General features: G+C 63.9%; 33 protein-coding genes. 13 read left to right on the plus strand and 20 right to left on the minus strand.

All coding sequences use genetic code 11. The features are described from left to right. Both ACGYLI_RS10100 and ACGYLI_RS10105 read left to right on the plus strand, forming a co-directional pair. Positions 1-426, plus strand: a complete 426-nt coding sequence (locus tag ACGYLI_RS10100) for a flagellar biosynthesis repressor FlbT (protein ID WP_394419100.1) — start codon at positions 1-3, stop codon at positions 424-426. Next, complete coding sequence (locus ACGYLI_RS10105; RefSeq protein WP_394419101.1) at positions 423-1,256, plus strand: DUF1217 domain-containing protein; 834 nt, start codon at positions 423-425, stop codon at positions 1,254-1,256. The genes ACGYLI_RS10100 and ACGYLI_RS10105 overlap by 4 nt, the downstream gene beginning before the upstream one ends. Positions 1,257-1,262: 6 nt before the next feature. On the opposite strand, the gene ACGYLI_RS10110 is transcribed toward ACGYLI_RS10105, so the two are convergent. The 5 genes from ACGYLI_RS10110 to fliF are packed head-to-tail and all read right to left on the minus strand — an operon-like array spanning position 1,263 to position 5,956. Then, positions 1,263-2,312 (minus strand): flagellar motor switch protein FliG, encoded by a 1,050-nt coding sequence (locus tag ACGYLI_RS10110; RefSeq protein ID WP_394419102.1) that lies wholly within the window; start codon positions 2,310-2,312, stop codon positions 1,263-1,265. Between the two features lie 22 nt (positions 2,313-2,334). Beyond that, positions 2,335-3,171, minus strand: coding sequence for a flagellar type III secretion system pore protein FliP (gene fliP, locus ACGYLI_RS10115; RefSeq protein ID WP_394419103.1), 837 nt, complete (start codon positions 3,169-3,171; stop codon positions 2,335-2,337). Next, the gene (locus ACGYLI_RS10120) at positions 3,158-3,607 is read right to left on the minus strand and encodes a FliM/FliN family flagellar motor switch protein (RefSeq protein WP_394419104.1); all 450 of its coding nucleotides are present in this window, start codon (positions 3,605-3,607) and stop codon (positions 3,158-3,160) included. The genes fliP and ACGYLI_RS10120 overlap by 14 nt, the downstream gene beginning before the upstream one ends. Next, positions 3,594-4,256 (minus strand): FliH/SctL family protein, encoded by a 663-nt coding sequence (locus ACGYLI_RS10125; RefSeq protein WP_394419105.1) that lies wholly within the window; start codon positions 4,254-4,256, stop codon positions 3,594-3,596. The genes ACGYLI_RS10120 and ACGYLI_RS10125 overlap by 14 nt, the downstream gene beginning before the upstream one ends. Continuing rightward, positions 4,253-5,956, minus strand: coding sequence for a flagellar basal-body MS-ring/collar protein FliF (gene fliF / locus ACGYLI_RS10130; protein ID WP_394419106.1), 1,704 nt, complete (start codon positions 5,954-5,956; stop codon positions 4,253-4,255). The genes ACGYLI_RS10125 and fliF overlap by 4 nt, the downstream gene beginning before the upstream one ends. Positions 5,957-6,138: 182 nt before the next feature. Between fliF and fliL the strand changes: the two genes are divergently transcribed. The 4 genes from fliL to ACGYLI_RS10150 are packed head-to-tail and all read left to right on the plus strand — an operon-like array spanning position 6,139 to position 8,624. Continuing rightward, on the plus strand, positions 6,139-6,672 hold the full coding sequence (gene fliL / locus ACGYLI_RS10135) for a flagellar basal body-associated protein FliL (RefSeq protein WP_394419107.1): 534 nt from the start codon (positions 6,139-6,141) through the stop codon (positions 6,670-6,672). After that, complete coding sequence (locus ACGYLI_RS10140) at positions 6,669-7,616, plus strand: flagellar motor switch protein FliM (protein WP_394419108.1); 948 nt, start codon at positions 6,669-6,671, stop codon at positions 7,614-7,616. Before fliL ends, ACGYLI_RS10140 begins: the two co-directional genes overlap by 4 nt. Then, positions 7,600-7,998, plus strand: coding sequence for a flagellar motor switch protein (locus tag ACGYLI_RS10145; protein ID WP_394419109.1), 399 nt, complete (start codon positions 7,600-7,602; stop codon positions 7,996-7,998). Before ACGYLI_RS10140 ends, ACGYLI_RS10145 begins: the two co-directional genes overlap by 17 nt. Beyond that, the gene (locus ACGYLI_RS10150) at positions 7,995-8,624 is read left to right on the plus strand and encodes a MotE family protein (protein ID WP_067261044.1); all 630 of its coding nucleotides are present in this window, start codon (positions 7,995-7,997) and stop codon (positions 8,622-8,624) included. The genes ACGYLI_RS10145 and ACGYLI_RS10150 overlap by 4 nt, the downstream gene beginning before the upstream one ends. A 7-nt stretch (positions 8,625-8,631) precedes the next feature. On the opposite strand, the gene flhB is transcribed toward ACGYLI_RS10150, so the two are convergent. Genes flhB through flgB form a run of 8 tightly spaced genes read right to left on the minus strand, consistent with a single transcriptional unit; the run spans position 8,632 to position 14,862 of the window. Further along, positions 8,632-9,750, minus strand: coding sequence for a flagellar biosynthesis protein FlhB (flhB, locus tag ACGYLI_RS10155; protein ID WP_394410929.1), 1,119 nt, complete (start codon positions 9,748-9,750; stop codon positions 8,632-8,634). A 3-nt stretch (positions 9,751-9,753) separates the two neighbouring features. Further along, positions 9,754-10,509 (minus strand): flagellar biosynthetic protein FliR, encoded by a 756-nt coding sequence (locus tag ACGYLI_RS10160; RefSeq protein WP_394419110.1) that lies wholly within the window; start codon positions 10,507-10,509, stop codon positions 9,754-9,756. Between the two features lie 2 nt (positions 10,510-10,511). Continuing rightward, positions 10,512-12,596 carry a flagellar biosynthesis protein FlhA gene (gene flhA, locus ACGYLI_RS10165; RefSeq protein ID WP_394419111.1) on the minus strand — a complete coding sequence of 695 codons (2,085 nt, stop codon included), beginning with the start codon at positions 12,594-12,596 and terminating at the stop codon, positions 10,512-10,514. After that, positions 12,593-13,423, minus strand: coding sequence for a lytic transglycosylase domain-containing protein (locus tag ACGYLI_RS10170; RefSeq protein WP_394419112.1), 831 nt, complete (start codon positions 13,421-13,423; stop codon positions 12,593-12,595). Before ACGYLI_RS10170 ends, flhA begins: the two co-directional genes overlap by 4 nt. Beyond that, the gene (gene fliQ / locus ACGYLI_RS10175; RefSeq protein ID WP_067630399.1) at positions 13,420-13,689 is read right to left on the minus strand and encodes a flagellar biosynthesis protein FliQ; all 270 of its coding nucleotides are present in this window, start codon (positions 13,687-13,689) and stop codon (positions 13,420-13,422) included. The genes ACGYLI_RS10170 and fliQ overlap by 4 nt, the downstream gene beginning before the upstream one ends. A gap of 3 nt (positions 13,690-13,692) precedes the next feature. Beyond that, on the minus strand, positions 13,693-14,025 hold the full coding sequence (locus tag ACGYLI_RS10180; RefSeq protein ID WP_067261033.1) for a flagellar hook-basal body complex protein FliE: 333 nt from the start codon (positions 14,023-14,025) through the stop codon (positions 13,693-13,695). A gap of 12 nt (positions 14,026-14,037) precedes the next feature. Beyond that, positions 14,038-14,448 carry a flagellar basal body rod protein FlgC gene (flgC, locus tag ACGYLI_RS10185; RefSeq protein ID WP_067261031.1) on the minus strand — a complete coding sequence of 137 codons (411 nt, stop codon included), beginning with the start codon at positions 14,446-14,448 and terminating at the stop codon, positions 14,038-14,040. Positions 14,449-14,457: 9 nt separating this feature from the next. Then, positions 14,458-14,862, minus strand: a complete 405-nt coding sequence (flgB, locus tag ACGYLI_RS10190; RefSeq protein ID WP_067261029.1) for a flagellar basal body rod protein FlgB — start codon at positions 14,860-14,862, stop codon at positions 14,458-14,460. A gap of 70 nt (positions 14,863-14,932) precedes the next feature. Here flgB and ACGYLI_RS10195 point away from each other — a divergent pair, with 70 nt between their 5' ends. Next, a complete protein-coding gene (locus ACGYLI_RS10195) occupies positions 14,933-16,273 on the plus strand; it encodes a FliI/YscN family ATPase (RefSeq protein WP_209217492.1) in 1,341 nt (446 codons plus the stop codon). A gap of 162 nt (positions 16,274-16,435) precedes the next feature. Here the strand turns inward: ACGYLI_RS10195 and ACGYLI_RS10200 are convergent, their stop codons facing one another. The 6 genes from ACGYLI_RS10200 to ACGYLI_RS10225 form a co-directional block, all read right to left on the minus strand. Beyond that, positions 16,436-17,584, minus strand: coding sequence for a lytic murein transglycosylase (locus ACGYLI_RS10200; protein ID WP_271692024.1), 1,149 nt, complete (start codon positions 17,582-17,584; stop codon positions 16,436-16,438). Positions 17,585-17,700: 116 nt separating this feature from the next. Next, positions 17,701-18,165, minus strand: a complete 465-nt coding sequence (locus ACGYLI_RS10205; protein ID WP_394413652.1) for a CreA family protein — start codon at positions 18,163-18,165, stop codon at positions 17,701-17,703. A 53-nt stretch (positions 18,166-18,218) separates the two neighbouring features. After that, the gene (locus ACGYLI_RS10210; protein WP_394419113.1) at positions 18,219-19,943 is read right to left on the minus strand and encodes a SulP family inorganic anion transporter; all 1,725 of its coding nucleotides are present in this window, start codon (positions 19,941-19,943) and stop codon (positions 18,219-18,221) included. 49 nt (positions 19,944-19,992) lie between these two features. After that, positions 19,993-20,910, minus strand: coding sequence for an MBL fold metallo-hydrolase (locus ACGYLI_RS10215; RefSeq protein ID WP_394419114.1), 918 nt, complete (start codon positions 20,908-20,910; stop codon positions 19,993-19,995). Further along, the gene (locus ACGYLI_RS10220) at positions 20,907-21,350 is read right to left on the minus strand and encodes a DUF6691 family protein (RefSeq protein ID WP_394419115.1); all 444 of its coding nucleotides are present in this window, start codon (positions 21,348-21,350) and stop codon (positions 20,907-20,909) included. The genes ACGYLI_RS10215 and ACGYLI_RS10220 overlap by 4 nt, the downstream gene beginning before the upstream one ends. A 1-nt stretch (position 21,351) precedes the next feature. After that, positions 21,352-21,786 carry a YeeE/YedE family protein gene (locus tag ACGYLI_RS10225; RefSeq protein WP_271692019.1) on the minus strand — a complete coding sequence of 145 codons (435 nt, stop codon included), beginning with the start codon at positions 21,784-21,786 and terminating at the stop codon, positions 21,352-21,354. A gap of 92 nt (positions 21,787-21,878) precedes the next feature. On the opposite strand from ACGYLI_RS10225, the gene ACGYLI_RS10230 reads away from it, so the two are divergent. After that, on the plus strand, positions 21,879-22,184 hold the full coding sequence (locus tag ACGYLI_RS10230; RefSeq protein WP_067261016.1) for a metalloregulator ArsR/SmtB family transcription factor: 306 nt from the start codon (positions 21,879-21,881) through the stop codon (positions 22,182-22,184). 27 nt (positions 22,185-22,211) lie between these two features. Here ACGYLI_RS10230 and ACGYLI_RS10235 read toward each other — a convergent pair whose 3' ends face one another. Further along, positions 22,212-22,670, minus strand: a complete 459-nt coding sequence (locus ACGYLI_RS10235; protein ID WP_394419116.1) for a beta-lactamase hydrolase domain-containing protein — start codon at positions 22,668-22,670, stop codon at positions 22,212-22,214. Positions 22,671-22,949: 279 nt separating this feature from the next. Between ACGYLI_RS10235 and ACGYLI_RS10240 the strand changes: the two genes are divergently transcribed. The 5 genes from ACGYLI_RS10240 to ACGYLI_RS10260 are packed head-to-tail and all read left to right on the plus strand — an operon-like array spanning position 22,950 to position 25,821. After that, a complete protein-coding gene (locus tag ACGYLI_RS10240) occupies positions 22,950-23,408 on the plus strand; it encodes a hypothetical protein (protein ID WP_394419117.1) in 459 nt (152 codons plus the stop codon). Further along, the gene (locus ACGYLI_RS10245; RefSeq protein ID WP_322329195.1) at positions 23,408-24,094 is read left to right on the plus strand and encodes a MotA/TolQ/ExbB proton channel family protein; all 687 of its coding nucleotides are present in this window, start codon (positions 23,408-23,410) and stop codon (positions 24,092-24,094) included. Before ACGYLI_RS10240 ends, ACGYLI_RS10245 begins: the two co-directional genes overlap by 1 nt. Further along, positions 24,087-24,464 carry a biopolymer transporter ExbD gene (locus ACGYLI_RS10250; RefSeq protein WP_394413674.1) on the plus strand — a complete coding sequence of 126 codons (378 nt, stop codon included), beginning with the start codon at positions 24,087-24,089 and terminating at the stop codon, positions 24,462-24,464. The genes ACGYLI_RS10245 and ACGYLI_RS10250 overlap by 8 nt, the downstream gene beginning before the upstream one ends. Before the next feature lie 2 nt (positions 24,465-24,466). After that, a complete protein-coding gene (locus tag ACGYLI_RS10255; protein WP_209217482.1) occupies positions 24,467-24,856 on the plus strand; it encodes a biopolymer transporter ExbD in 390 nt (129 codons plus the stop codon). Beyond that, positions 24,853-25,821, plus strand: a complete 969-nt coding sequence (locus ACGYLI_RS10260; protein ID WP_394419118.1) for a TonB family protein — start codon at positions 24,853-24,855, stop codon at positions 25,819-25,821. The genes ACGYLI_RS10255 and ACGYLI_RS10260 overlap by 4 nt, the downstream gene beginning before the upstream one ends. The last annotated feature ends 5 nt before the right edge of the window (positions 25,822-25,826 follow it).

The raw sequence follows: 25,826 nt of genomic DNA on the forward strand, positions 1-25,826 counted from the left end.
ATGCTGAAACTCACCCTCCGCCCCCGCGAACGCGTTGTTGTAAACGGCTGCGTCATCCGCAACGGCGACCGCCGCCAAGCGCTGACCGTCGAGAACCGCGCCGACATCGTGCGCGAGTCCGATCTGTTGAAGCCGGATGCGGAATCCACGCCCGTCTCCAAGGTCTACTTCTTGGTGCAGACTGCGCTGATCCGTCCCGACACCCGCGACCAAATCCTGCCGATGATCCAGCAGGGCTTGGCCGATCTGGCCTGTTGCTTTGGCGCGGAAATGCGCGCCCGGATCATGGAAGCGGCGAACTTCGTCTCTATGGCTGACTTTTACAAAGCCATGAGCGAACTGCGCGCGGTGCTCAAATACGAGACCGAGCTCATGCAGCTTCGCCCGGTGCCGACCGCCTCCAGCCATGAGGCCGCGCACGCATGATTTCGCTGGGCGGCATGGGCACGCAGGTGGCGGTCAAACTGTTTGACGCAACGCGCGACAAACAGCTCGACCTTGCCGCCAGCAATGCCCTGAACGCCCGGCAGATCGAAGCCTTTGAAGAGCGTATCGGCAGCATCTCTTCCCCGCAGGAACTGATTGCCGATACGGAAGTCTATACTTTCGTCATGCGGGCATTTGACCTTGAAGATCAGATCTTTGGCAAGGCGATGATCCGCAAGACGTTGGAGAGCGATATCACCGACAGTTCCGCACTGGTGAACCGCCTCAGCGACCCCAAGATTCGCGAGATGTATCTGACTTTGGGCTTCACGCCCGGAGGGGGGAGCAGCGAGAACCTTGATAAGGTCGAGTGGCAGGCCGAGATGATCGACCGTTTCAAGGAACGTTTCGTGCTGAACGAGGCCGGAGAGGACAACGAAGGCGCGCGGATCGCCTTGGAGTTCAAATCCAAAGCCGCTGAGATCGACTCCTGGCTCGACGTGCTGAAGGACGAAGACCTCGGCAAATTCATGCGCCGCGCGCTTGGTGTGCCGGATGAGGCGATCCAGGTCGATCTCGACCGTCAGATCGCGCTTTTCGAGCAGAAGTTCGACATCGAAAAGCTGCAAGACCCGGCGGAGGTCGACAAGCTCGTCTCGCGGTTCTCGGCGATTTACGATGCGGTCGAAGGTGTCTCTTCGTCGTCGAGCACGGTGCTTTCGCTGATGCAGGGGGCTGTCTCGATCGGGCAGGGCGGCAGCTTTACGGCCGCGACCATCGACATCCCCACGATCACCGGCGGCTATAGCGCGTCGAGCGTCTACCGCTGACCCCCATTATTCGATGAATTCGTCGTCATCGGCTGCCGAGGGCAGTTCGATCACGCCTTGATCGGCAAGGCTTTTGGCATATTCCACCATGGCGGCCTGTGCCGCGCGCACGTCGCGGCCCCGGACCGGGCCGGTGGCGGCCATCTCGTCCATCAGCATCTGACGCGAGCGTTGCGGCAAGCATTCCATCAGGTGATCGCGCTGCTCTTTCTTGGCGCCGCGCATCGCCATCGGCAGGGTCGCCCCATCGAGCCCGCGCATGACCTGCGCCAAGTCCTGCATCGGCAGTTTGAACAGGTCGTCAAAGACGAACATGCGCTGTTTGATGGCTTGGAAGGCGTCCGGAATTCGCGCGTCGAGCGCGCCGGAAAGCTCCTCAAAGGCCTGCACGTCCAACTGGTTGAACAGATCCGCCATGCGCTGATGGGTTTCGATCGAATTGGTATGCATCGCGTTCGACAGGATGTCTTGTTTCAACGTCTCTTCGATCTGCTGCATCATGTGGATCGGTACGGCCTCCATCGCGATCATGCGCTCGGCGATGTCTTGCATCCGTTCAGGGCCCAGCAGCGGCAGTACCTTGGCGGCTACGCCGGTGTCGACGTTGTTGAGGATCGCCGCGGCGGTTTGGTCATGCTCGCCCTTGAGGTAATTGGCGATCACGGTCTCATCCAGCGCGCCAAAGCCGCGCCACATGGCGCTTTCGCGCTCGCTGTTCTTGAGGCCTTCCATGATGCTGGTCACCTGCTCTTCGGGCATGAATTTGCGCAGCATGGATTCCGCCGTCGACAGCGACCCCACGACCGATCCGGTGCCGCTGACGACCTTTTGGGTGAACTCTTTGAGCACATGTTCCACCACCTCTGCCGGGATCGGGCCAAGGCGGCTCATGGCGCTGGTGATGCGCTCGATCTCGGCAGTGCCGAGCTTTTGCATGAGTTCCGATCCGGTCTGCTCGCCAAGGCAGAGAAAGGTGATGGCGGCCTTGGTCGGACCGTTCAGATCCTCCACCGTGATGGGCTTTCTGCGGGATTTGGAAAGGGCATTGGTCGACATGGAGAGATCCTTTCAGAGCAGGTCAGCCACCGGCAAGCGGCACATAGCTTTCGATCAGCGATCCGGCCAGCATGTACCAACCATCGATCAGCACAAAGAAAATCACCTTGAACGGCAAGGAGATCAGCACCGGAGGCAGCATCATCATGCCCGCGCTCATCAAAACCGAGGCGACGATAAGGTCGATGGCGACGAAGGGCAGGTAGATTAGAAAACCGATGGTAAAGGCCCGGCGCAGTTCCGAGATCATGAAGGCGGGCACCAGATGGCGGAAGGTGGCCTCTTCCGCCGAGGCGGGCAGGGGGCTTTCTTCGGCCTCTTCATCCGCGGGCGCGATGCGCAGGAACAGGGCGTAGTCTTCGGGCCGCGTGTTGACGTACATGAAGGTCTTAAAGGGCGCGGCGATCCGCTCCAGCGCCTGTTCCTCGGCGATGGCGTTTTCCAGCAGCGGCTCGACCCCGGCCTCATAGGCGTCCTCAAACACCGGCTGCATGACGAAGAAGGTCATGAACAGCGCCAGCGAGGTCAGCACGATATTGGGCGGGGTCTGGTTCAGGCCAAGGGCCGAGCGCAGCATCGACAGGACGATGACAAAGCGGGTGAAGCTGGTCATCACCACCAAAAGCCCCGGCGCGATGCTGAGCACGGTGATCAGCGCGATAAACTGGACGATCCGGCCCGAGAGATTGGCGTTTTCATCACTGCCCGGCGCGGTGTCGCCAATCACATCCGAAAGCGTGCCGAGAAAACCGCCATCTTGGGCCACGGCCATGCCGCCGCTGGCGAGAAGCACCAGCAGGGCAAGGCCCATTCGGCCCGACGCATGGCTGCGCAGAGAGGGGCGGTCAGTCAGGGACATAGTCCTTGACGATCTGGGTCAGGGACACGCCCAGCCGGTCTTCGCCGACCTTTACGAGATCACCGCGCGCCACCAGACGGTCAGAGACCATAAGGTCGACCGGTGCGCCGATCTTGCGGTTCAACTCCACGATAGAGCCGCGGGTGAGTTCCAACAGGCGCGAAATCGGCATACGGGCTTGGCCCAGCACGATCTGCACATCGAGGCCGACGTTCAGCATCGCGTTGATGCCCGCGCCGCCCGCCTCGGGGCGGGGGGCCAGCGCATTGCGCGAGTCTTCGGTGTCGAGCTGCGGGAAGACGCCCGCATCATCGCCGCCCGCGCTGGCGGCGTTGCCAAAGGCATCGGCGCGCGGTTGCTCTGGCGTGGCGTCAGGCGCTTTGCCGTCTGTGGCGTTGTTGTCGTCTTGGGGGGATTGCAGGTCAGGCTTGTCCATTTCCGTCCTTCTCCTTTTGTGCTTTCAGCGCCCGCGCATGGGTGTCGCGCAATTCGGCGAGCAGGCGGTCGCAAATCTTTTTGAACCCGTAATCAAGGCTGCCGTGGTCCCATTCCATGCGCGCATCGCCATCGGGCAGTTCGGGATCGGCCCGCAGGTCCAGCACGCTGTCGCATTTGTAATAGACCGCCCGTTGCCGCAGCTCGGGGCCGATCTGATCCAGCGTGGCGGGCGACAGGCGCACTTTGATATGGCTCGACCCGATGGCCATTTTCAGCGATTGGGTCACGGTCTTTTTCACTCGCGCGGTCGAGAGGCGTTCGATCACCTCGGGCAGGACGATCTCGCAGGTTTGTAGGGTAAAGCCCACGATCTGCGCCATCAGCGCGTCTTGATGAGCCTGCATCGCCTGTGCCAGCCGCGCCAGTTCCTGCGCGAGCTTTTCGGCCATGGCGGCATGTTCGGCCTGCATGGTCTGATGCATCTCGGCGCGGCCCGCATCGGCCCCGGCCAGATAGCCTTCGATATGGCCCTGTTTATGGGCCTTTTTGATTTTCGCTTCGATCTCTTCGGGGGTGGGCAGCGCCGGGTCTTGCGGCTTGCTCTTGCCGTCTTCGTCGAAGTTCTGAAGCTTGAGGCTCGTGATCACAGATCATCCCCTTCCGACAGCCATTCGCCCAGAACGCGCAGGGCGTCATCGGTGTTGTCCTCGGCCAGTTCGGCCACGGCGCGCAATTGGCTGTGCTGAACCGCCCCCTCTACCGAGGCGAGATGCACCATGTCGCGGGGCATTTCATCCATCGGGCCAAGCACCGCACCGGTCTGCGCCCCCGCCGGGGTGGGCAGACGGTTTTGCGGGGTCTCTTTCTGGGTGCCGCCGGTCAGCGCCTTGGGCGCGTTGTCTTCCGCAGGGCCGTCCAGCAGCGCCGCATCGGCTCCGGCACCCGCCAGTGCGGGCTGGGGCAGGGTGGCATCCAGCACCATGCGCAGCGGGCGGGCGCCCAGCACCATGATGATCGCCACCAGCGCCAAGGCAAAGAGCGAACGCAGAATGGTCATGGCGTTATCGGCCAGCACCGCGCCCAAGCCACGGCTGGCGGGGTTGCTGAACTCGGAATCGAAATCGAGGAATTGCAGACTGTCGACCTGCACCTGATCGCCCCGGGCCTGATCAAAGCCGATGGCCGTGCTGACCAATTGCGTCAGACGCGCCATCTCCTCGGGGCTGCGCTCGATATAGCCTTCGGAGCCATCGGGCAGGGTGCCGTAGCTGCCGTTGACCAGCACCGCGACCGAGATACGCTCAATATCGCCCGGCTCGCGCACCAATTCGCTCTGAACCGAGCCGATTTCGTAGTTGATGATCTCATCGTTTTCCGAGCGGGTGGACTGGCCTGCGGCCCCGCCCGCATCGTCGCGCAGCTCATCGGGGATGTTGTTGGCCACATCCACCGTGGCCGCCGCCGGATCGGTCTCGTTCGAGTTGCGTACGCGGGTTTCGATCGACCGGGCGACCTGCTGGGCGGGATCGAAGCTGCGCGAGACGCGGACTTCGCGCTCGGTCGTCAGATCGACGCTGACCCGCACGCGGGCATTGCCTGGCCCAACGCGGGCGTTGAGGATCGATTCAACCTTTTGCGCCAGTTGCTCTTCGATCATGCTGCGCTGCCCTTGCAGCGAGAAGTCGGAGCTGCCGCCCTCATCCTTGGCCAGGATCGTCTCGCCGGAGGCCGAGAGGACGGTCACGTTCTGCGCTTCCAAATCCGCCACGGCGGAGGCCACCAGCGCTTGGATCGCCTGCGCCTGACGGCGCGTCATGCTGGTATTGGCCTGCGACCGCACGATGACCGATCCGCTGGCCTCGGCCCGGCTGCGCGAAAAGGCGGCGCGTTCGGGCAGCACCAGATGCACCCGCGCGGCCTTGATGCCGCTGATCGTCTGGATCGACCGGGCCAGCTCACCTTCCAGCGCGCGCAGGCGGTTCACCTTTTGCATGAAGGAGTTCATCCCCATGCCGGACATGTTGTCGAAAATCTCCCAACCCGGCACGCCTTCGCCCGGCAGCCCTGCATCGGCCAGTGCCATGCGGGCGCGGGCGATGTCTGTCTCGGCGACCGAGATGGTGTCGCCGTTGCGCGACAGATCGACCGTCAGCCCCGCCTGTTCCAGCGTCTGCATCATTTGTGACGCCGTGCCGGGGCTCAACTGGCTGTAGACCGGGACATAGGTGGGGGCGAGGATGGTTCGCGCGCCGATGAAGATGGCCGCAGTGATCGCCAGACCGATGCCACCGAGAAGAGCCAGCCGCTTTGGACCCAAATCCTTAAGGTTTTCAACGATCTGATTCACGGCCCCTCACTCGGTTGTATGGTCCGAGCATTCTCCACTCGGCCCTCACTATGCAAGCATATATCGATTTATACTTGGTCGATCCGATAAATAAACAGGTTTCTGTTGCAATAAAGCTTGTTTGGAGATGTATTTGTTCTTGCATGTGGCGCTTCGCGCGGGATCCGATTAAGAGTGAAAGAATGAAAAAGCCTCTCGCTATCCTTGCTGTCGTCTTGCTCTGCCTTCTTGCGGGTCTGGGTGGGGTCGCGCTGGCCATCGGGCCTTCGGGTTTGCTTGAAATGGCCGGGCTGGGGGGTGAGGAAACCGCCGAAGAGACCGTTGAGACGGCTGAGAACGATCACGGCGAGAAGGGCGGCGAAGACGGCCACGGCGCAAAGCCAAAGACCGAAGTCAAAATGCCGGTCATGCCTTTTCCTGAGATCATCGTGAACGTCACCGACACCGGCCCGCAGGGCGGACAGACCAGCCGCTTTCTCAAGCTCAACATGCTGATGGTCTATGACGAAACCGCCGAGGGCGCGGACCGTTTGATCGCGCGTGAGATTTACCTGCGCGACAGCTTCCAAGATTTCCTGCGCCAGTTGCATGTCAGCGATCTGTCGGGCAGCTATGGGCTGGCGATGCTAAAGACCGAACTGCTGCGCCGGGCGCGGGCGGTGGGGCACACCGACGCGCCGCATGAAATCCTGATTGCCGATATGGTGGTGCAATGACGATAGCGGCCTCCCCCGATGCGCTGAGCCTCGAAGAGACGATGATCCGTCAGGCGCGCGAAAGCTTCCAGCGCCTGCCCACGCTTGAGATCATCATCGACCGTCTGCTGTTGGCGCTGGTGCCCGACCTCAAATCCTATTGCACCGTTGCCCCCGAGATCGAGCTGAGCTCGCTTGAATACATGCCCTATGAGGACGCGATGGAGAGCATCCAGTCGCCCTCACTCATCGCCATTGCCAATGCGGAAAGCTGGGGCAGCCAGATCGCCTGTGTGGTCGAGCCTGACCTGCTGTTTTCGGTGCTTGAGATCATGCTGGGTGGCCGTCGCGCCACCAGTCAGCAGTGGAAACCCCGCGGCTTGACCGCGATTGAGCAGAAACTGGGTCGCAGGCTGGCGGAACTATCGCTCAAAGGTTTGGCCCATTGCCTGCATGATGTCAGCCCGGTGCAATTCGACATTCAATCGCTCGAATCCAACCCTCGGTCGGTCATGCTGGCCGCGCCGCGCACGGCGACGGTGCTGGTCCGGCTGCATATGCAATTCGAAGACCGCAGCGGCCATATGGCGTTGGTCTTGCCCTATGGCACGCTGGACGAGGTCAGCGCCCAGCTTGCGCAGCCCTTCCTTGGCGGGCGTTCGCCAACCGACAGCAACGCGCGCAAGGATATGAACAGCCAGATCTCCAGCACCACGGTCACCATCACCGGCGTGCTTCAAGAGGTGACGATCCCGCTGCATGAGGTGTTGGAATGGAAGCCCGGTCAGGTGATCGATCTGGGCATGACCGTCGATACCCCCGTGGTCGGCATGGTGAACGCCCAGCCGATGTTCCAAGCGGCCTTTGGCCAGCGCAGCAATGGCGCTTTGGCGCTGCGGGTGATCCAATCCTTGCTCCCTGAGGAAAATCAGGAGGACAGCGACGATGATGCCGGCCTTGATTGATATCCTCATCATCGTGCTGCTGGTCGGCACGCTGGTCTATGCCTTTATCCTCGACCGCCGCGTTCGCGCCCTGATGGCGACCCTGAAAGAGATGGAGCCGATGGTCGGGGCCTTTTCCAACGCGGTCGATCAATCGGCGAAATCGGTCGAAGACCTGCGTGACCTCAGCACCAAGGTACAGCGCCCCGAGCCGCCGGTGCAGCGCGAGGCGGCGCCGTCCCGTCAAGCCGCGGCTGAACCCGCCCCCACAGGGCAAAGCCCGGCCCAGATGCGCGCCGCGCGGCTCAAGGGCCGTGCGCAGGTCCGGGGCCAAGCGGCGGTACAGGGCAAATCTGAACTGGTCCGCACCTTTTTCGACATCACCAAGGAGCGTAAGGAATGAGCCGTATTTCCCTGCCCAAGATCGCGCTTTTTGGCCTTGGCGTGGCTGGTGTGCTCAAGCTCACGGTTGAGTTCATGCCGATGATGGCCATTGCCGAAACCCCCGATGACACGCCCCCGGTCCCTGTTGAGCTTGCCGCCGCCCCTGCGCCACCCAGCTATGACGCCAGCGCCCCGGGCGAGAGCGGCATGTGCGAGCCAAGCCATCTGATCGCCGAAGCCATCGCCGAAGAGCGCGCGCTGCTGAAAGAGCAGCGCGACACGATCGCCGACCGCGAAGCCAAGCTTGCGCTGGCCGAACAGAGCCTCAAGGCCGAGCAGACCCGTCTCGCCAGCCTGCGCGACGAGATCGGCGCGCAGCTGAAGGTGATCGAAGAGGCGAACAATCAGGACATGACCAAACTGGTCGAACTTTACCGCAACATGAAGCCGCAGGTGGCGGCGGGCATCATGGACGAGATCGACGTGGAGACCGCCGTGCAGGTCATTGGTGCCATGCCCGAACGCGATGCCGCGCAAATCATGGGGTCGTTCAGCCTCGTCCGGGCGCGGTTGATCACGAAAATCCTGCTGGAACGCTCCAAACTCCCCGCCGACCGCAACCTCGAAGGGCTGCGCCTGCGCTGAGCGCGCGTCACTCCTCGCGGATTGACGACCCGGCAGGGGGCTTGCGGCGCACATTGCGGCGCAGATCCATGACAAAGCCGATGATCTCGGCCACGGCCTGCCAATGCTCCATCGGGATGCGGTCGTCCACCTCCACCGCCGCGTGAAGCGCACGGGCCAGCGGGCGGTTCTCGATCATCGGAATGTCGTGTTCCTTGGCCAACTCGCGGATGCGGTGGGCCATGACATCGGCCCCTTTGGCCACGCAGACCGGCACGTCATCGACGCCCTGTTCATATTTCAGCGCCACGGCGTAATGGGTCGGGTTGGTCAGGATCACGCTGGCATTGGGGATGGCCTGCGCGATGCGCTGGCGGGCTCGGGCGCGGCGCAATTCGGCGCGGCGGCCCTTGATCTGCGGATCACCCTCGCTGTCTTTATGCTCGTCGCGGATCTCCTTGAGGCTCATCATCTGTTTCTTTTTCCACTGCGCCCGCTTCCAGATGATGTCGGCGATGGCGATGGGCACCAGAAGCACGGTGGTGACCAGAAAAATCCAGCGAACCTTTTGCAGGGTCGCTTGCAGCAGCGTCTCGGGGATGAAAGCCTGCGTCTGGCCCAGCGACTGCGCGATGTCGCGCACGGCCCAGACGGTAATGAAACCGATCACCAGTACCTTGGCCGTATTCTTGGCAAACTCCACGAAAGCCTCGGCCGAGAACAGCCGCTTGAACCCCGACAGCGGGTTCAGTTTGGAAAACTTCGGTTTGATCCGCTCTGCCGAGACGACAGTCTCGCCTTGGATCAACACGCCGAAAAGGGCTGCCAGCACCATGATCCCCACCACCGGCATCATCGCCAGCCCCAGCGTGAACCCCAGCGATTTCAACACTTGGCCCGCTTCGGCGACGCCAGTGCCGCCGGTGCCGATGGCGGTGACACCCGCCCCCAAAAGGGGGCTTTGCAGCGCCGCCACGATCCCGTCGATCGAGGCGGGCAGCACGAAGATCAGGATCATCAGCAGGGCAAAGACCAGCATCGCGGTGCCGGTCTCGCGCGATTGCGGCACGTCGCCTTTCTTGCGCGCGTCGCGGAGCTTTTTCTCCGTCGGCTCTTCGGTCTTACTGCTCTTGTCCTCTTCCGACATGGCCTAGAATCCGTAGGTGGTGAGCCAATTCGCGAAGGGCTCAAGAAACCCGCGCATCATGGTCGGAACCGCCAGCACCATCAAGGCCAGCCCTGCGGCGATCAGCAGGGGCTGCGCGATAAAGAAGACCTGAAGGCTCGCCATCATGCGGTTGGCCAGACCCATGCCGACGTTCAGCACCAGCCCGGCGACATAGAAGGGGGCTGCGATGGACAGGCCGAGGTAGAGGCTCACCTGCGTCGCCCGCGCGAATTGGTCGGTCAGATCGGCCAGCATGAAGGTGCCGGGCACGAAGACCTGATAGGACATCAGCAGCGATTCAATGATGAGGTGGTGCAGGTCGGTGATGAAGATCAGCGCCGTGGCCCCGATCAACAGCATCGCCGCCATAGAGGTCGCCCCCTCGAAAGCGCCAATGTTCGGGGCCAAAGCATTGGCCAGCCCCGACATCAGTGCCATCTGATAGCCCGCGAATTGCAGCGCCGAAAGCAGCGTGCGCGCGACAAGCCCAATCCAAAGCCCCACGGTGATCTCAGAGCCAAAGATCAGCAGCAGCGCGGCGGGGCGATCCTCGGCCACCGGGCCGATGCCGGTCACGGGATAGAGCGCGGCGCTCAGGATCAGACCAAAGAACAACCGATGCCGCGTGGGCACCGAGGTCTCCCCGAACCCCGGCATGAAGATAAGCGCGCTGCCGATCCGGGCAAAGACGACGAAATACCCCATCAGGGCGTCGGTCAGGAGGGCCGAAAGGTCCATCCCTAGCCCCCGATGGTGGCGACGGTCCGCAGGGATACCTTGCGATGGATCTCGGCATTGGAGATCACCGGCGTCATCGGGCTGACCCGTTCCAGCATGGAGCGCACATAGGACCGCGCCTCGGGGTTGACCATCAGCGCGGGCCAACTGTCTTCCGAGGCGAAACGCTGGATTTGTTGGCGGGCTTGCAGCACGAATTCCTGCACCCGTTTGGGCGACATGACAAAGGTGCGGTCCTCGCCCACGATCTTGACCGCCTCGATGAACTCCGCCTCCCATGAGGGCGACAGGGTGATGACCGGCACGAAGCCCTGCCCATCGGCCAGCCCTTGGCAAATCTGGCTCGACAGGCGGCGGCGCACGTTCTCCAGCACCAGCGCGGGCTTGGAAGTCTGACGCGTGGCCTCGGCCATCGCCTCGACGATCAGCGGCAAATTGCGGATTGAGACGCGTTCGAGCAGCAGTTCCTGCAAGACCTGCTGCACCAGAATGGCGGGGGAGGGGACGGGCAGGTCGTTGACCAGCTTTTGATAGTTCCGGTCCAACCCCTCGATCGCCTCTTTCGCCGCGCCATAGGTCAGCAGTTCCGACATGTTCTCTTTGACAACTTCGGTCAGATGGGTGGTGATCACGCTTTCCGGGTCCACCACCGTATAGCCCTGCGCCTCGGCCTGATCGGCGACCTTGCTGTCGACCCAAAGCGCATCCAGCCCAAAGGTCGGCTCGCGCGTGGCCTCACCCGGCAGTTGCAGCGGCGCGCCCTCGGGATTGATCACCATCATCTGATTGGCGCGGATGTCACCCTTGGCCGCGTCGACGCCGTGGATTTGGAAGGCGTAGCTGTTGATCGGCAGGCTCACGTCATCCTTGATCCGTACCGAGGGCATGGGAAAGCCGAACTCTTCGGCGAAATGTTTGCGCAGGGATTTGATCTTGCTCGGCAGTACCGCGTCGGGGCGGTTGGCCAGCGCCACCAGCCCTTCGCCCAGCACCAGCCGCAGCTCATCCAGATGCATCGGGTTGTTGTCGACCTCCGGCATCTCCTGCTTTTTCTGCGCCTCGGCATCGGCCTTCGCCTTGGCCTCAGCCGCCTCGGCCGCGCCGCGCTGGATCACCACGCCCAAGCCCACCATGGCCGCGGCCAGAAGGGCAAAGACCAGCAGCGGGAAGCCGGGCAAAAGACCGATGCCAAAGAGCAGCAGAGCCGCCATGTAGAGCGCCTTGGGGAAGTTCGAAAGCTGATCGAAGACCGCCTCGTTGGCGGCCCCCCGCGTCCCGCCCTTGGTCACGATCAGACCGGCGGCGAGCGAGACGACAAGCGCCGGAATTTGGCTCACCAGCCCGTCGCCGATGGTCAGCGAGGTAAAGACGTTGAAGGCATCGCCCACGCCCATGCCGCGCTGCACGACGCCGATGAGGATGCCGCCGATCACATTGATCAGCGTGATGATCAGCCCCGCCACCGCATCGCCGCGCACGAATTTCGAGGCACCGTCCATCGCCCCGAAGAAAGCGCTTTCGTCCTCAAGCTCCTTGCGGCGGCGGCGGGCCTCATCCTCGTCGATCAGCCCCGCGCCCATATCAGCATCAATCGCCATCTGCTTGCCCGGCATCGCATCCAGCGAGAACCGCGCGGCGACCTCGGCGATACGGGTCGACCCCTTTGTAATCACGACGAAGTTGATGATCACGAGGATGGCAAAGATCACCACGCCGATGACGAAATTCCCCGCCACGATGAATTTGGAGAACCCTTGGATCACATCCCCCGCCGCATGCATCCCCGCATGGCCTTCGCTGAGGATCAGCCGGGTCGAGGCCACGTTGAGCGACAGCCGCAGCATGGTGGTGACGAGCAGCAGCGTCGGGAAAGAGTTGAACTGCAAGGGTGACGGAATCCAAAGCGCCACCATGAAGATCAGCACCGAGAGCGAGAGCGACAGCGCCAGCCCGAAATCCAACAGGATCGGCGGCAGCGGCAGGAACAGCACCGCCAGCACCAGCGCCATGCCAACGGCAAAACTCACGTCCTTATTGGCGCCAAACATGCTCAGTTGCGGCAGAAGGGTATTGGGTTTCGTGCTCATCCCGCATCCTCCGCCGGGACGGTGGTAAACTGCGGCAGGACCGGCTGCATCTCGTGCGCCGAGTAAAGCGAGCGCCGCGCGTTCGCCGCCCCGCCGATCTGCGCACCCCATGTGGCCTTGGCCGCCAGCCTGTCATAACTGCCTGACGTACTCCGGGGGGTCTTGCGTGGACGCGCGGGAACGGGGCTGGCACTGGCCAGCGCCTGAAACTCTGGCAGCCGCGCATTGGCGGCGGAAATGTTCTTTTGCAGCCGGTCGAGGTAGGTGTCGCGGTATTCCGGCTCAAAAGAATGATACGACCCCGCCGCCTGTAGCCAACTGCCCGTGCGCCGATGCAAGCGCTTGAGAAAGCGCGCTGCGTAGTCGACATTCACGCGCGGGTCGAACCCTTGGGCGGGGCTGTCAAACGCCTCCGGGTGCCAGCGCATGTTGATCTGCATACAGCCCACGTCGATGGAGCGGATGCCGCTTGCCTGACGCTCTGCAATCCAATCCAGCGCGGCAGTGCGGCTGTCGAACAGCCGCCCTTCGCCTGCGGCGTTGACCGCATAGGGCCAGACCGTGAAATGCCCGTTGCGGCGGGTGCCCGCCTCTTGCAGGCCGATGGCCAGCAGCAGATTGTCGGGGATGCCATGCCGGGTTTGGGCGGCGAGGATTTCGCGGATGCAGACGCCTTCGGGCCCGCCCTCGGCGGCCAGCGTCCGGGCAGTCTTGGTCACCGCATTCTTCTGCGACGGCTCATAGAAAGACCCCCAGCCCTGCGCGAGGGCGGGGGAGGCGAGCGCGGCTGCCAAAAGCGCCGCCGCAATATGCCGCCAGCCCCTCACAGCCCACCGTTCTGCACGAGGTCAAAGACTGTATCCGACAGGTTCTTCAGCGTGGCATACATAAATGGCGTCGCCGCCAGTAGGGTGACAAAGATCATCACGATCTTGGGCACGAAGGTCAGCGTCATTTCCTGAATCTGCGTGAGCGCTTGAAAGAACGCGATCACCAGACCAATCGCCAGCGCCACCCCCAACACCGGACCCGAGGCCAGAAGCACGGCCCAGACGGTAGCAGAGATGATGTCATAGGTCTGGGTTTCGGTCATGGCCTAGATCGGCATCCGCAGAATTTCCTGATAGGCTTCGACAAAGCGGTCGCGCACAGAGACGGCCACTTTGACGGTGGATTCCATCGCCAGCATGGCTTCGACCACCTGCTGGGTATCCGCCTCACCGCGCAGCCCGGCTTGGGCTACGGCTTCGCCCTCACGCACCGTTTCCAGCGCGCTTTCCGAGGCTTGCTGCACCATATTGGTGAAACTATTGGCGCTGGCGCCTGCCTCTTCGGCGATGGCTTCGCCCTTTTGCGCCGTCAGAGATTGCGAGGTGCGATAGGCACCGCGAACCGCGGCGGTCGAGATCAGGGAGGCGGGATCGCTCATCTCAGGTCAGCCTCACTTCAGCAGGTCGAGCATCTGGCCGCGCATCCGGCGGCCCGACTCGAACATGTTCATATTGGCCTCATAGTTGCGCGAGGCTTCGCGCATGTTGGCCATCTCGATGATCGGATCGACATTGGGGCGTTTGACATAGCCGGTTTCATCCGCCGCCGGATGGGCCGGGTCATAATCGCGGCGAAAGGGGGATTGGTCGCGCCCGATACGGTCGACCTCCACCAAAGAGCCGCCGCCATTGCGGTCAATCAACTCTGAGAAACTGATGGTCTTGCGGCGAAACGGATCGGCGCCCGGCGTGGTGCCCGTTGAATCGGCATTGGCCACGTTTTCCGAGATCACCCGCAAACGCGCGGTCTGCGCGGTCATCCCGCTGGCGGCGATTTTGGCGATGGACTGAAGCGGATCCATGGGCTTTCCTTACCTGTTTCCGGTGACGGCCATGGTCAGCATGTCGTAGCTTTTGCGGTAAAGCTGTGCGGCCAACCTGTAGTGATCGCCGATCTCGGCGGCCTTCACGGCCTGTTCTTCAAGGTTCACGGTATTGCCATCCAAAGTGGTGCCCTTGGCGTGGCCATCCGTCACTTCGCGCACGCCGGGCGTGCCATGGGCGACGCCGGTGAAGTGTTTGTCATGGGTGGTCACCAGCCCGGTATCGCGCGACAACTCGCCACTGAGCATCGATTCAAAGGACGATACATCGCGCGCCTTGTAGTTCGGGGTCGAGGCATTGGCGACGTTTTCAGACACGACCTTCTGCCGGGCCGAGAGCCACTGCATCCGGTCCGACGCGAGTCCAAGAATAGAAAGATTAGACAAGTTCATTTTTTTGCCTATAGCCTGTTTAATCCTTGTATAGTAAATATTGCCCCGCGCTCCTAGAGGAAATTTATCCATGCAGACACTCTTTTCCGAGCTGACCAGTTTCGCCCGCGAGGCAGGCGAGGCCGAGATCACCGGCGAAGTGCGCGCGATCACCGGCATCACGCTGACCGCCGTGGGGCTGGAGCGGGTCTTGGGCATCGGCGAGCGCTGCATCGTGCATGGCTCCGACGGGCCGGTCCATGCCGAGGTGGTGGGGCTGGGCAGTCACGGCACTGAATTGCTCCCCTTCGGCTCATGGCGCGGGGTGGCGGCGGGCGACCGGGTCGAGGTCGCGATTGGCCGCGATGTGATCCGCCCCGATGAAAGCTGGAAGGGCCGGGTGATCAGCGCCTCGGCGACCCCGCTCGACGGGAAGGGGCATCTGCCCGAGGGCAACGACCCCCGCCCGCTGCGCGCCGCCCCGCCGGGCGCTTTCGACCGCAAGCGCATCGGGCCGAAACTGGCGACCCATGTCCGCGCGCTGGATGTTTTCACCCCGCTTTGTCAGGGCCAGCGCTTGGGCATTTTCGCAGGCTCCGGCGTCGGGAAATCGACGCTCATGGCCATGCTGGCACGCTATACGGACTGTGACGTGGTGGTTATGGCGCTGGTCGGCGAACGCGGACGCGAGGTGCAGGATTTCATCGCCTCCGACCTCGGCCCCGAGGGGATGGAGAAGGCGGTTCTCGTCGTCGCCACCGGGGACGAGCCGCCGCTCACCCGCCGCCAAGCCGCTTGGACCGCCATGGCTGTGGCCGAGCATTTCCGCGATCAGGGCCAGCATGTGTTGCTCTTGATGGACAGCGTCACCCGCTTCGCCATGGCGCAGCGCGAAATCGGCCTCGCCTCGCGCGAACCGCCCACCGCCAAGGGCTATCCGCCGACGGTTTTCTCGGAGCTTCCGCAGATGCTGGAACGCGCCGGGCCGGGGCCGGTGGGCAAGGGGGATATCACCGCGATTTTCACCGTTTTGGTCGATGGCGACGACATGAACGACCCCATCGCCGATGCCGTGCGCGGGATCACCGACGGGCATATCGTGCTTGACCGCAAGATCGCCGAAAAGGGCCGCTACCCGGCGATTGACCTGCTGGCGAGCGTCTCTCGAACGTTGCCGGATTGCCACAGTGATGTGGAATATACGCTGCTCACCGCCGCCCATAAGGCGCTGGCGGCTCATGCGGATATGGAGGAATTGATCCGCATCGGGGCCTACCGTGCGGGCAGCAACCCCGAGCTTGACCGCGCCATCGCCTTTGCCGGGCCGTGTGAGGCGTTTCTCAGCCAGCGCAAGGCCGAACACACCCCGCCGCAATCCTCTTTCGCGGAGGTGGCGGGGATGCTCGACCGTGCCGGGATCAGCCCGGGCTGAGCCTTACTGCAGATTGAACTTCTAGGGTCGCCCGGCTACAGGCCGGGCAGCGCCGACCCGCCCCCCTGGGGCGGCGCTGCCCTTCGTGGTATAAAAAATCTCGCCCCGATTGCCTCGCCGCCACCCCCAGCGTGGAGGGTGGGAAAGGCCGACCTACGTCGCCTACTGCAACCGGCGCAGCAACTCGACCGAAGGCTCACCCGTCGCGGGCAGGCCGACGCTGGCCTGATAGGCGCTGATCGCCTTGCGGCTGTTCGGCCCGATCACCCCATCCGCGCCATCGGTATCGAACCCCCGCGCGGTCAGCCGTTGCTGCAACGCGATGCGGTCGTCCTTGGTCAGCCCATTGGCATCGGGCGGGAAGCTGCCGCGCAGCGGCCCGCCGCCCGCGATGCGATCCGCCAGATGGCCCACGCCAATCGCATAGCTGTCGGAGTTGTTGTAGCGTTTCAACGCGCGGAAGTTGCTGGTCACCACGAACTGCGGCCCGCCCGCTTGCGGCTGGATCACCGACCCCGCGCTGGCGGGGAGACTGCCCAACTCACCGCCCCATTTCAGCCCCCGCGTCCAGCCGTTGCGCGACAGATATGCGGCGGTCGAGGCCAGCGCATCGCTGGGGTCTTCCGACCAAATGTCGCGCCGCCCGTCGCCGGTGAAATCCACCGCGAAGGCTTGATAGGAAGTGGGAATAAACTGCGTATGCCCCATGGCCCCGGCCCAAGACCCGGTCAGCCGGTCGGCGGTGATGTCACCGTTTTGCAGGATCTTCAGCGCCGCGATCAGCTGCTTTTCAAAGAACGCCCCACGCCGCCCGTCATAGGCAAGCGTTGAGGTGGCCGATACCACCGGCACATTGCCACGCCGTTCGCCAAAGAAGCTCTCCAGCCCCCAGACCGCCGCGACGATCTCTGCCGCGACGCCGTAGCGGCTCTCAATCGCGTTCAATGTGCTGCGGTGGCGGGCAAAGGCCGCGCGCCCCTTCGACACCCGCTCGTCCGAGGCGGCGATTGACAGGTAATCTTCCAAGCTGCGGCTGAATTCCGTCTGATTGCGGTCGCGTTTGACCACGCCGGGCAGATAGCCCGCGCCGCGAAACCCTTGGGCCAAGGTGCTGGCCGAAATCCCCTGTGCCGAGGCGCGGCTTTTAAAGGCCGCGACCCATGCGTCATAGCCCGCGTTGGGCACCGGGCGCAGATCGTCCGGCACCCCCGCCGCCGCCGCGGGGCCCAGCGTGCCGCCCCCGGTCGAACAGGCCGAGGTCAGCCCCAATGCGGCAAGCCCGAATGCGAATGTTCTGCGTGAATGTCTCATAAAACCTGCCTGTCGCTGCGTTGTTGCCTTTTGCGCAGCATATCGCAGGCAGGTCGCCCGACAAGGCGGGATCGCCCTAATGGCAAGGCTTTGCCTAAGCGATCTTTGGCTTTCGGCTACTGACCGGGCTGGTACAGGGGCACCGTCGACATCGATGTTTTGGCCGAGCCGTCTTGCACCCGCTGGCTGTGGCTGATGTAGATCAGTGTGTTGTTTGCTTCGTCGAAAATACGCTTCACCTTCAAGGTCTTGAAGATGATCGAGCGGCGTTCGCTAAAGACGTTTTCGCCTTCGTCGCCACGGTCAATGTCACCGATCTCAATCGGGCCAGTCTGACGGCAGGAGATCGAAGAGTTCGACGGGTCTTCGAACCAGTTGCCCTTTTGCAGCCGGTCGATTAGCCCGCGTTCGAAAAAGGCCAGATGGCAGGTCACGCCCTTCACCTTGGGGTCGGCCACGGCTTCGACGATGATGTCATTGCCCAGCCAATCCACATCCACCTTGCCGACCTCTTCGGCGCTGGCAGTGGTGGCGAAAATACTGGCGGAGAGGGCGGCGGCGCGGGCAAATGTCTTGTTCATGGCAGGCAAACGCGCACCGGGCGGCGCGGTTCCCGGAATTTTTCTCGGCGGCGTCACCGGGGATGTTTGGCCAGCGCACAGGCCGCCTCATGCTGGCTGAGAAAGACCTCCCCGGTCAACTCGTCAAGGAAATGACTGCGCTTCAGCCGGTCCATCACCGGGCCTTTCACCTCGCTCAGGTGCAGGCGGATATCGGCGTCCTTCAGCCGGGTATTGATCGCCTCGAGCGACTCCAGCGCCGAGAGGTCAATCTCATTCACCGCCGGGAACATCAGCACCACATCCGTCAGATCCGGCTTGTCGGCGGCATATTGGGCCAGTTGATCCTCAAGAAACCGCGCGTTGGGGAAATAGAGGCTCTCGTCGACCCGAAGGCTCAGCACATGGGGCTGGGTCTCGACCTCGTGGCGCAGCACGTTGCGGAAATGCTCTGTCCCCGGCACCCGGCCCACCACGGCCATATGCGGGCGCGAGGTCTTGTAGAGATGAACGAGTATCGAGGTCACGACGCCCGCGCTCACCCCGGCCTCGACGCCAAAAATCAGCGTCAGCAGGATCGTCACGCTGACGGCGGCGAAATCGGCGTGGCTGAAGGCCCATGCGCGTTTCAGGATCGAGAAGTCGACGAGGCTCAGCACCGCGACGATGATCGTGGCGGCCAGCGTGGCCTTGGGAAGGTAGTGGATGAGCGGCGTCAGGAACAGCGCCGCCAGCGCCAGTCCGGCGGCAGTGAAAGCCCCGGCGGCGGGGGTCTCGGCGCCCGCGTCGAAGTTCACCACCGAGCGCGAGAACCCCCCGGTGACCGGAAAGCCCCCGGTAAAGGCCGCGCCAAGGTTGGCGCTGCCGAGACCGATCAGCTCCTGATCCGGGTCTATCCGCTGGCGTTTCTTTGCGGCCAAGGTCTGCGCCACGCTGATGCTCTCGACAAAGCCGATGACCGAGATCAGCAGCGCCGGGACGAAGAGTTGCGACAGCAGGTCGGGGGAGAAGGAGGGCAGGGTGAGCGGCGGCAGGCTCTGCGGCACTTGGCCCACGATTGAAACGCCCCGCGCGCCCAGATCGAAGCCCCAGACCGCCAGCGTCGTCGCCACAATCGCCAGCACCGGCCCGGTCTTGGCCCCGATATCTGCCATACGCGGCCCCAGCCCCATGCGCCGCAGCAGCGGTTTCAGCCCGCCGCGCACCCAGAACAGGAAGGCCGTGGCGGCCAAGCCCAAGCCGAGGGTGATGACATTGACCTCCCCCAGATGCGCCCAGAGGCTGGAGAGAATCTGCGGCAGGGTATGGCCCTCGGCCTCGATCCCCAGAATGTGCCGCAGCTGGCTGGCGGCGATCAGGATGCCGGAGGCGGTGATGAAGCCTGCAATCACCGGATGAGACAGGAAATTTGCCAGAAACCCCAGCCGAAACAGTCCAAGCGCCAGCAGCATCGCGCCCGACAGAAAGGCCAGCGTCAGCGCCGCCGTGACATAGCCTGCCGTGCCGCTTTGCGCGATCTCGCCCACCGCCGCCGCCGTCATCAGCGAGACCACGGCCACCGGCCCCACCGCCAGCGCCCGGCTGGTCCCGAAGATGGCGTAGAGCACGATGGGCGCGATGGAGGCATAGATGCCAGCCTCGGGCGGCATGCCTGCCAAAAGCGCATAGGCCAGCGATTGTGGGATCAGCATGATCGTGACGATCACCGCCGCGATCATATCCCCGGTGAATTGGCCGCGGTCGTAGCGCCGCCCCCAGTCGAGGATTGGCAGGTAGCGCGAAAGCGAAGGGAAAGGCATGGGCGGCGATCCGTTAGAAAGGGGGGGCCCAAGGGGCCACCCGGTTGGCTCAGTCGAAACGGTTCACGGGCAGTTTCAGGTAGTGATGGCCGTCATCCTCCGCCGGGGGCAGCCGCCCGCCGCGCAGGTTGATCTGCAATGCCGCGAGGATGCGGTTGGGCAGCGACAGGGTCGCGTCGCGTTTCTGGCGGCGCTCGATATAATCATCGCGCTTGGTGCCATCCTTGACGTGGATGTTATGGGCGCGGTGCTCGTCCACCGTGGCCTCCCACCGCGGCTCGTCACGGTTATCGGTGCCGTAGTCATGGCCGATGTAAAGCCGCGTGTCGCCGGGCAGGGCGAGGATGTCTTGGATCGAGTCCCACAGCTCCTCGGTCGTGCCGCCGGGGAAATCCGACCGCGAGGTGCCCGCGTCGGGCTGCATCAGCGTGTCATGCACGAAGGCCGCATCGCCGCAGACGTAGGAGATCGAGCCCAGCGTATGCCCGGGCGAGAGCATCACCTTGGCGTCAAGCTCGCCAATCTTGAAGGTCTCGCCCTCCTGAAACAGGTGATCAAAATCGCGGTCCGGGTCAAAGGCATCGGGCATGTTGTAAAGATCGGCCCAAATCTTGGCGATCTCGGGCACCAGTGCGCCGATGGCATTGGGCGCGCTCGTGCGCTCTTTCAACTGGGCCGAGGCCATGACGTGATCCGCATGGGGGTGGGTATCCAACACCCATTCCACGGTAAGGCCGTTTTCTTTCACCAGATCAAGCACCTGATCCATGCTTTCGGTGGTGAATTTGTAGTTCTTCGGGTTGAAGTTCCACACCACGTCGATCAACGCGGCCTTCTTTGTCGCCGGATCGGCACAGATGTACTGGATCGAGCCGGTGTCAGGCTCATAGATGCCCCAGACATCGGGGCTGCCTGCGCCGTTCGAAGGGGAGTGGCGCACGACGGGTGAATTGAGAGGGTCGCTCATCTGGCTGGTCCTTTCTTAGTTAGTGAGGTCAAATCAGGGCTGTGCCGGGCGACCCACATGCCGCCCAGCATGAAGGGGACAAAGATCAAAGTGCCGCTGGCCGCGATGGGCAGGGCGGTCAATGCCGGGCCGGGGCAAAAGCCGCCCAAGCCCCAACCGATGCCGAAAATCGCGGCGCCGGTCAGCAGTTTCGGCTCAAGATCGTTGCGGGTGGGCAGGCGGAATTTATGGTCGAAAAAGGGGGTCTGACGGCTGCGGAACAGCCATGCGAACCCCGGTGCCGTCACCGCGATGGCGCCGCCCATGACAAAGGCAAGGCTGGGGTCCCATATGCCAAAAACATCGAGGAAGTTCAGCACTTTGGCCGGGACGGCCATGCCGGAAACGATCAAGCCAATGCCGAACAAAAGGCCGGAGAGCAGGGCGAAGAACTGTTTCATGTCACCCTCCGATCACATGGCGCATGACAAAGACGGTGACGAATGCCGTCGCCATGAAGGTCACCGTCGCCACGATCGACCGCGCCGAGCCACGGCTGATCCCGCAGACGCCGTGGCCCGAGGTGCAGCCATTGCCATAGGTCGCGCCAAAGCCGACGAGCAGCCCGGCCACGGCCATCAGGACGGGGTTCGAAGGCACCCATTGCTGCGGCCACCCGCCCGACACGAGCAACCAGAGCGGGGCGGCCAGCAAAAGCCCCAACACGAAGAAAAACGACACACCCCGCGCTTCGCCGTCGCTGTCGCGGGCGAAAAGTCGAGATGTCAGCCCGCTGATCCCCGCGATGCGGCCGTTCGTGGCCATCAACAGCACCGCCGAGGCCCCGATCATCGCGCCGCCGCCCAGCGACAGCCATGGTGTGAATTCGGTTTCCATCTCTCAACTCCTTACGGCCCGCCAAGCGGCTGGCTTGTGTCAGACTGGAAACCAGTATATATTACGCTCTCATAATATTCAATGATGCTAATATGAAAAACACGGACGACTTTCTGGATGGCGATATCGCCGGGGCTGCGGCGCTCATGACGATGCTTGCATCGGAGGCGCGGTTGCAGATCCTGTGCCGTCTGATCGGGGGGGAACGCTCGGTCGGGGATTTGGCGCAGGCCTGCGGTCTGTCGCAATCCACCATGTCGCAGCAGTTGAAAAAGTTGAAAGATGCCGGTCTGGTCGACAGCCGCCGGGCGGGGCAGACGATCTTTTACCGCGTCAAGGGTCAGGAGGCCGTGGCCGTTCTGGAAACGCTGCACGGCCTCTACTGCGCGCAAAAGTAAAACGCCCGGCAAAACCGGGCGCCTCGCTCACGCTTTGCTATCCGCGTAGGATTTGACCAACTGGCCGATCTTCTCTTCGGTCAGGTCGATGCCCCGGGCCTTGCCCTCCTGCAAGGCCGTATCACCGTCCCAGCCCTTATCCGCCGCGAGCGCCATCAAGGTCATCGCCGCTGCACGTTTGCCCGACGCGCAGTGCAGAAACACCGGCTGGGGCAGGTCGTCTAGTGATTTGCGGAATTCATCCACCGTTTCGGGGCCGAGGCTGTCCGGCGTGACCGGGTGGTGCAGGTAGTTCAACCCCAGTTTCTCGGCCACCAGCCGCTCTGCATCGGGGGAGAGGCCGCCTTTCTCATCCGAGGCACGGAAGTTCACCAACGTTTTCATCCCGGCCGAGGCCGCCTGCTCCAGCGCTTTTGCGTCCGGCGTGAACAGGGCCACGTTATGGGCAGGGTCGATGGTCGCGATCTTTTGGCTAGCGTCGGTCATTCTGGCCTCCTTCTCTGCGCGGATGCGGCCGCCCGCGCGTGGTGGTTTCAGCGACCCAACCCCAGCCCGGCGCAACTGTTCCCCGCTTGGCGGAACGGGCCGCGCTACGCAGATATAATCCGAGTATTAAAGTCAGGATTGTCACCGCCGCCCGGTTTTGCTAGGCAGCTGGCAGAAATTCCGCTTGGCGCAAGAGGTGCTGCGACGATTCTGCCCCGCTGTGGCAGGCGCCCCAGACCTGCGCCGTGATCAAAGACAAACTCATCGGGAGCCACCCCCATGCCGCATTTTCGTTCCGCGTTCCTCGCGGCCCTGTCCCTGACCATCGCCCAAGGCGCCGCCGCCGAGACGCCCGCCGAGACGCCCGCCGCGACCCCGGCCAGCGCCTCGCCCGCGCTCAAGGTCGAACTGAACGCCGCCGACACCACGGAGGCCAATTGCAAGCTGACCTTCCTCATCACCAACGAGCTTTCCGCCCCGCTCGACAAGGCGGTCTATGAAACGGTGCTGTTCGACCGCGAAGGCACCGTGAACCGGCTAACGCTCTTCGATTTCGGCGAACTGCCCGTTGGCCGCCCGCGCGTGCGCCAATTCGTGGTGCCGCAGACCACCTGCGAGAACCTTGGCCGCATCCTCTTTAACGGCGCGCAAAGCTGTGACGGCGCGGGGATCGAGGCGGGAACCTGCGAAAGCGCGCTGGCCCCGGCGACCCGGACCGAGATCGAGGTGCTGGGCTGATGGATCAACTTGACGCGCTGCTGACCCCGCTGCGGGGCATTGCCGAAACCGGTGGCCCGGTGGTGGTGATCCTGATGGCCGTGGCCGTGCTGACCCTTGCGGTCGCGCTTTATAAGACATGGCAGTTCCGCGCCGCCGCCGTGGGCCGCCACCGCGCGCTGTCCGAAGCGGTCAACGCATGGGAGCGCGGCGATGGCGCCGCCGCCCGCGCGGCGCTGGGCCGGTCGAAAAGCTACCTCGCCCCGGTGATCGAATTGGCCATGTCCGCGCCCGAGGCCGGTGCTTCGCGCTTGCAGGCCGAGGCCGAGATGCGTTTTGCCAAGCTAGAGCGCGGCTTCCGCCTGCTCGATTCCGTGGCGCAGCTTGCCCCGCTCTTGGGTCTCTTCGGCACGGTTCTGGGCATGATCGAAGCCTTCCGCGCCTTGCAGGATGCGGGCTCTCAGGTGGACCCGTCGATCCTCGCCGGTGGCATCTGGGTGGCGCTTCTGACCACTGCCGTGGGGCTTGTCGTGGCCATGCCGACCGCGCTGGTGCTCAGCTGGCTTGAGCAACGCATGGAGAACGAGCGCGTCATCGCCGACAAGGCGATCCTCACCGTGCTGCATCCCGGCCAGAACGCGGCCCCCGCCGCTGCGCCCGCCGCCACCCCCTTTGCCGCCGCCGCGCCCCGGCCAGCCCATGGCTAGGCCACGCCGGCGGCGCAACCGCCTCTCCATGACCTCCCTGATCGACGTGATCTTTCTGCTGTTGTTGTTCTTCATGCTGACCTCGACCTTCTCAAAATTTGCCGAGATCGAATTGGCCGCAGCGACATCCGGGGCAGGGGCCGAGACGGGGGCGAAACCCTATTTCCTGCAACTGACCACCGAAGGGCTGCGCCTTAATGGCGATGCGCTGACGCTCGACGCGCTGACCGCCAGCCCCTTGGCCGAGGCTGAGGAGGGCACGCCGCTTCTGGTCTCGCTCGGGGCCGAGGTCGAGGCGCAGGCGCTGGCCGATCTGCTCATCGCGCTGCGCGCCCTGCCGGGGCTCAGCGTCTCGGTTCTGGAGGGCTGACCATGCGACCCATCGCCAAGGCCAAGCCGCAACGCGAACCGACCATCGCGCTGATCAACATCGTCTTTCTGATGCTGGTCTTCTTCATGGTCGCAGGCACCCTGTCGCAGCCGCTCGATTCCGATCTCAACCTCGTCGAAACCCGCGAGCTTGAGGGCCGCGCCCCGCCCAATGCGCTGGTGGTCCATGCCGATGGCCGCATGACCTACGCAGGCCAAGACCGCGCCAGCGTGGTCGATTTCATCGACGCGCTGCCCGAAGAAGAGCGCGACACCGTGCGGCTCCTCCCCGACCGCGCGCTGCCCGCCCGCCGCCTTGTCGAACTGACCCGCGAACTGCGCGGGGCAGGGGCCGCGCGCGTCATGCTTGTCACCGAAAGGGCGCTGCAATGATCCCCCGTTCCGGTCTCGTCAAAACACTTTCCATCGGCGTCGCTGCCAGCCTCGTCGTGGGCGTGTCGCAACTCGCCCAGATCGACGACAGCGCCAAGATCGCAGGCGGCGGCGCGCCCGCCGCGGCCCAGCTTGGCACGCGGTTTGAGGATATGGCGGTCGGCACATTGGATGCCGAACCGGTGGAAGAGATCACCCCAACCCCCGAACCCGAACCGCTGGAGACCGCAGAGGCGCTGCCGCCGACCCCCGCGCCGGAGCCCACGCTCCCCCCCACGCCTGCGCCCGTCGCAGAGCCGGTGCAGGCGGTTGAGGCCGAGCCGATGCCCGTGGCCCCGCCCGCCGCCGCGCCGACAGAGACGCCGGTCTTGCCCGCCTTGACCCCGGTCGAAACCCCGCCCGAGACGACTGAGGTCACGCCAACGATCACGGCTGCCGCCCCGGTGCCGCCGGTCGAAACCCTCACCGCTGAGGCCGAGGATGACGCGCCGCGCCTGTCGCAGCGCCCGCAGCGCCGCGACCCCGAACGCGCCGCCGAAGCCGCCAAGAAGGCCAAACCCAAGCCACAGCCGAAACCCAAGCCCAAACAGACCACGCGCGGCAATGCGAAGCGCAACAACACCAAGGGCGCGCAGACCGCCAGCCGCGCGGGCAACGCCGCGCAATCCGGCACCCGTCAGCGGGCCGCAGCGCCTGCGGGCAATGCGGCGGCCAGCAACTATCCCGGCAAGGTGATGAGCCGCATCGCCCGCGTCGGCAAGCCGCGCGTCCGCTCCCGCGGCACAGCCGTAATCGCCTTTTCCATCGGTGGCGGCGGGCAGTTGGCAGGGGTCCGCGTGGCCCGCAGTTCCGGGTCGGCGGCGCTGGATCAGGCGGCGCTTGGCATCATCCGCAAGGCCGCCCCTTTCCCGCGCCCACCCGCCGGGGCGCGGCGCAACTTCTCGATCCAGATCAAAGGCCGGTAACGGGG

Source organism: Sulfitobacter sp. 1A13421 (assembly GCF_043557285.1).
Taxonomy (GTDB): Bacteria; Pseudomonadota; Alphaproteobacteria; order Rhodobacterales; family Rhodobacteraceae; genus Sulfitobacter; species Sulfitobacter faviae.

Coding starts and splice junctions, on each gene's coding strand:
- fliP (WP_394419103.1), bottom strand. CDS start 3,171: ATGTCCCTGACTGACCGCCCCTCTCTGCGCAGCCATGCGTCGGGCCGA.
- flgB (WP_067261029.1), bottom strand. CDS start 14,862: ATGAACTTGTCTAATCTTTCTATTCTTGGACTCGCGTCGGACCGGATG.
- ACGYLI_RS10250 (WP_394413674.1), top strand. CDS start 24,087: ATGGCTAGGCCACGCCGGCGGCGCAACCGCCTCTCCATGACCTCCCTG.
- ACGYLI_RS10230 (WP_067261016.1), top strand. CDS start 21,879: ATGAAAAACACGGACGACTTTCTGGATGGCGATATCGCCGGGGCTGCG.
- ACGYLI_RS10240 (WP_394419117.1), top strand. CDS start 22,950: ATGCCGCATTTTCGTTCCGCGTTCCTCGCGGCCCTGTCCCTGACCATC.
- ACGYLI_RS10215 (WP_394419114.1), bottom strand. CDS start 20,910: ATGAGCGACCCTCTCAATTCACCCGTCGTGCGCCACTCCCCTTCGAAC.
- ACGYLI_RS10220 (WP_394419115.1), bottom strand. CDS start 21,350: ATGAAACAGTTCTTCGCCCTGCTCTCCGGCCTTTTGTTCGGCATTGGC.
- fliQ (WP_067630399.1), bottom strand. CDS start 13,689: ATGACCGAAACCCAGACCTATGACATCATCTCTGCTACCGTCTGGGCC.
- ACGYLI_RS10105 (WP_394419101.1), top strand. CDS start 423: ATGATTTCGCTGGGCGGCATGGGCACGCAGGTGGCGGTCAAACTGTTT.
- ACGYLI_RS10205 (WP_394413652.1), bottom strand. CDS start 18,165: ATGAACAAGACATTTGCCCGCGCCGCCGCCCTCTCCGCCAGTATTTTC.
- ACGYLI_RS10195 (WP_209217492.1), top strand. CDS start 14,933: ATGCAGACACTCTTTTCCGAGCTGACCAGTTTCGCCCGCGAGGCAGGC.
- ACGYLI_RS10150 (WP_067261044.1), top strand. CDS start 7,995: ATGAGCCGTATTTCCCTGCCCAAGATCGCGCTTTTTGGCCTTGGCGTG.
- ACGYLI_RS10255 (WP_209217482.1), top strand. CDS start 24,467: ATGCGACCCATCGCCAAGGCCAAGCCGCAACGCGAACCGACCATCGCG.
- ACGYLI_RS10245 (WP_322329195.1), top strand. CDS start 23,408: ATGGATCAACTTGACGCGCTGCTGACCCCGCTGCGGGGCATTGCCGAA.
- ACGYLI_RS10225 (WP_271692019.1), bottom strand. CDS start 21,786: ATGGAAACCGAATTCACACCATGGCTGTCGCTGGGCGGCGGCGCGATG.
- ACGYLI_RS10145 (WP_394419109.1), top strand. CDS start 7,600: ATGCCGGCCTTGATTGATATCCTCATCATCGTGCTGCTGGTCGGCACG.
- ACGYLI_RS10260 (WP_394419118.1), top strand. CDS start 24,853: ATGATCCCCCGTTCCGGTCTCGTCAAAACACTTTCCATCGGCGTCGCT.
- flhA (WP_394419111.1), bottom strand. CDS start 12,596: ATGAGCACGAAACCCAATACCCTTCTGCCGCAACTGAGCATGTTTGGC.
- ACGYLI_RS10180 (WP_067261033.1), bottom strand. CDS start 14,025: ATGAGCGATCCCGCCTCCCTGATCTCGACCGCCGCGGTTCGCGGTGCC.
- fliL (WP_394419107.1), top strand. CDS start 6,139: ATGAAAAAGCCTCTCGCTATCCTTGCTGTCGTCTTGCTCTGCCTTCTT.
- ACGYLI_RS10110 (WP_394419102.1), bottom strand. CDS start 2,312: ATGTCGACCAATGCCCTTTCCAAATCCCGCAGAAAGCCCATCACGGTG.
- ACGYLI_RS10160 (WP_394419110.1), bottom strand. CDS start 10,509: ATGGACCTTTCGGCCCTCCTGACCGACGCCCTGATGGGGTATTTCGTC.
- ACGYLI_RS10120 (WP_394419104.1), bottom strand. CDS start 3,607: ATGGACAAGCCTGACCTGCAATCCCCCCAAGACGACAACAACGCCACA.
- flhB (WP_394410929.1), bottom strand. CDS start 9,750: ATGTCGGAAGAGGACAAGAGCAGTAAGACCGAAGAGCCGACGGAGAAA.
- ACGYLI_RS10200 (WP_271692024.1), bottom strand. CDS start 17,584: ATGAGACATTCACGCAGAACATTCGCATTCGGGCTTGCCGCATTGGGG.
- ACGYLI_RS10210 (WP_394419113.1), bottom strand. CDS start 19,943: ATGCCTTTCCCTTCGCTTTCGCGCTACCTGCCAATCCTCGACTGGGGG.
- ACGYLI_RS10100 (WP_394419100.1), top strand. CDS start 1: ATGCTGAAACTCACCCTCCGCCCCCGCGAACGCGTTGTTGTAAACGGC.
- ACGYLI_RS10140 (WP_394419108.1), top strand. CDS start 6,669: ATGACGATAGCGGCCTCCCCCGATGCGCTGAGCCTCGAAGAGACGATG.
- ACGYLI_RS10235 (WP_394419116.1), bottom strand. CDS start 22,670: ATGACCGACGCTAGCCAAAAGATCGCGACCATCGACCCTGCCCATAAC.
- flgC (WP_067261031.1), bottom strand. CDS start 14,448: ATGGATCCGCTTCAGTCCATCGCCAAAATCGCCGCCAGCGGGATGACC.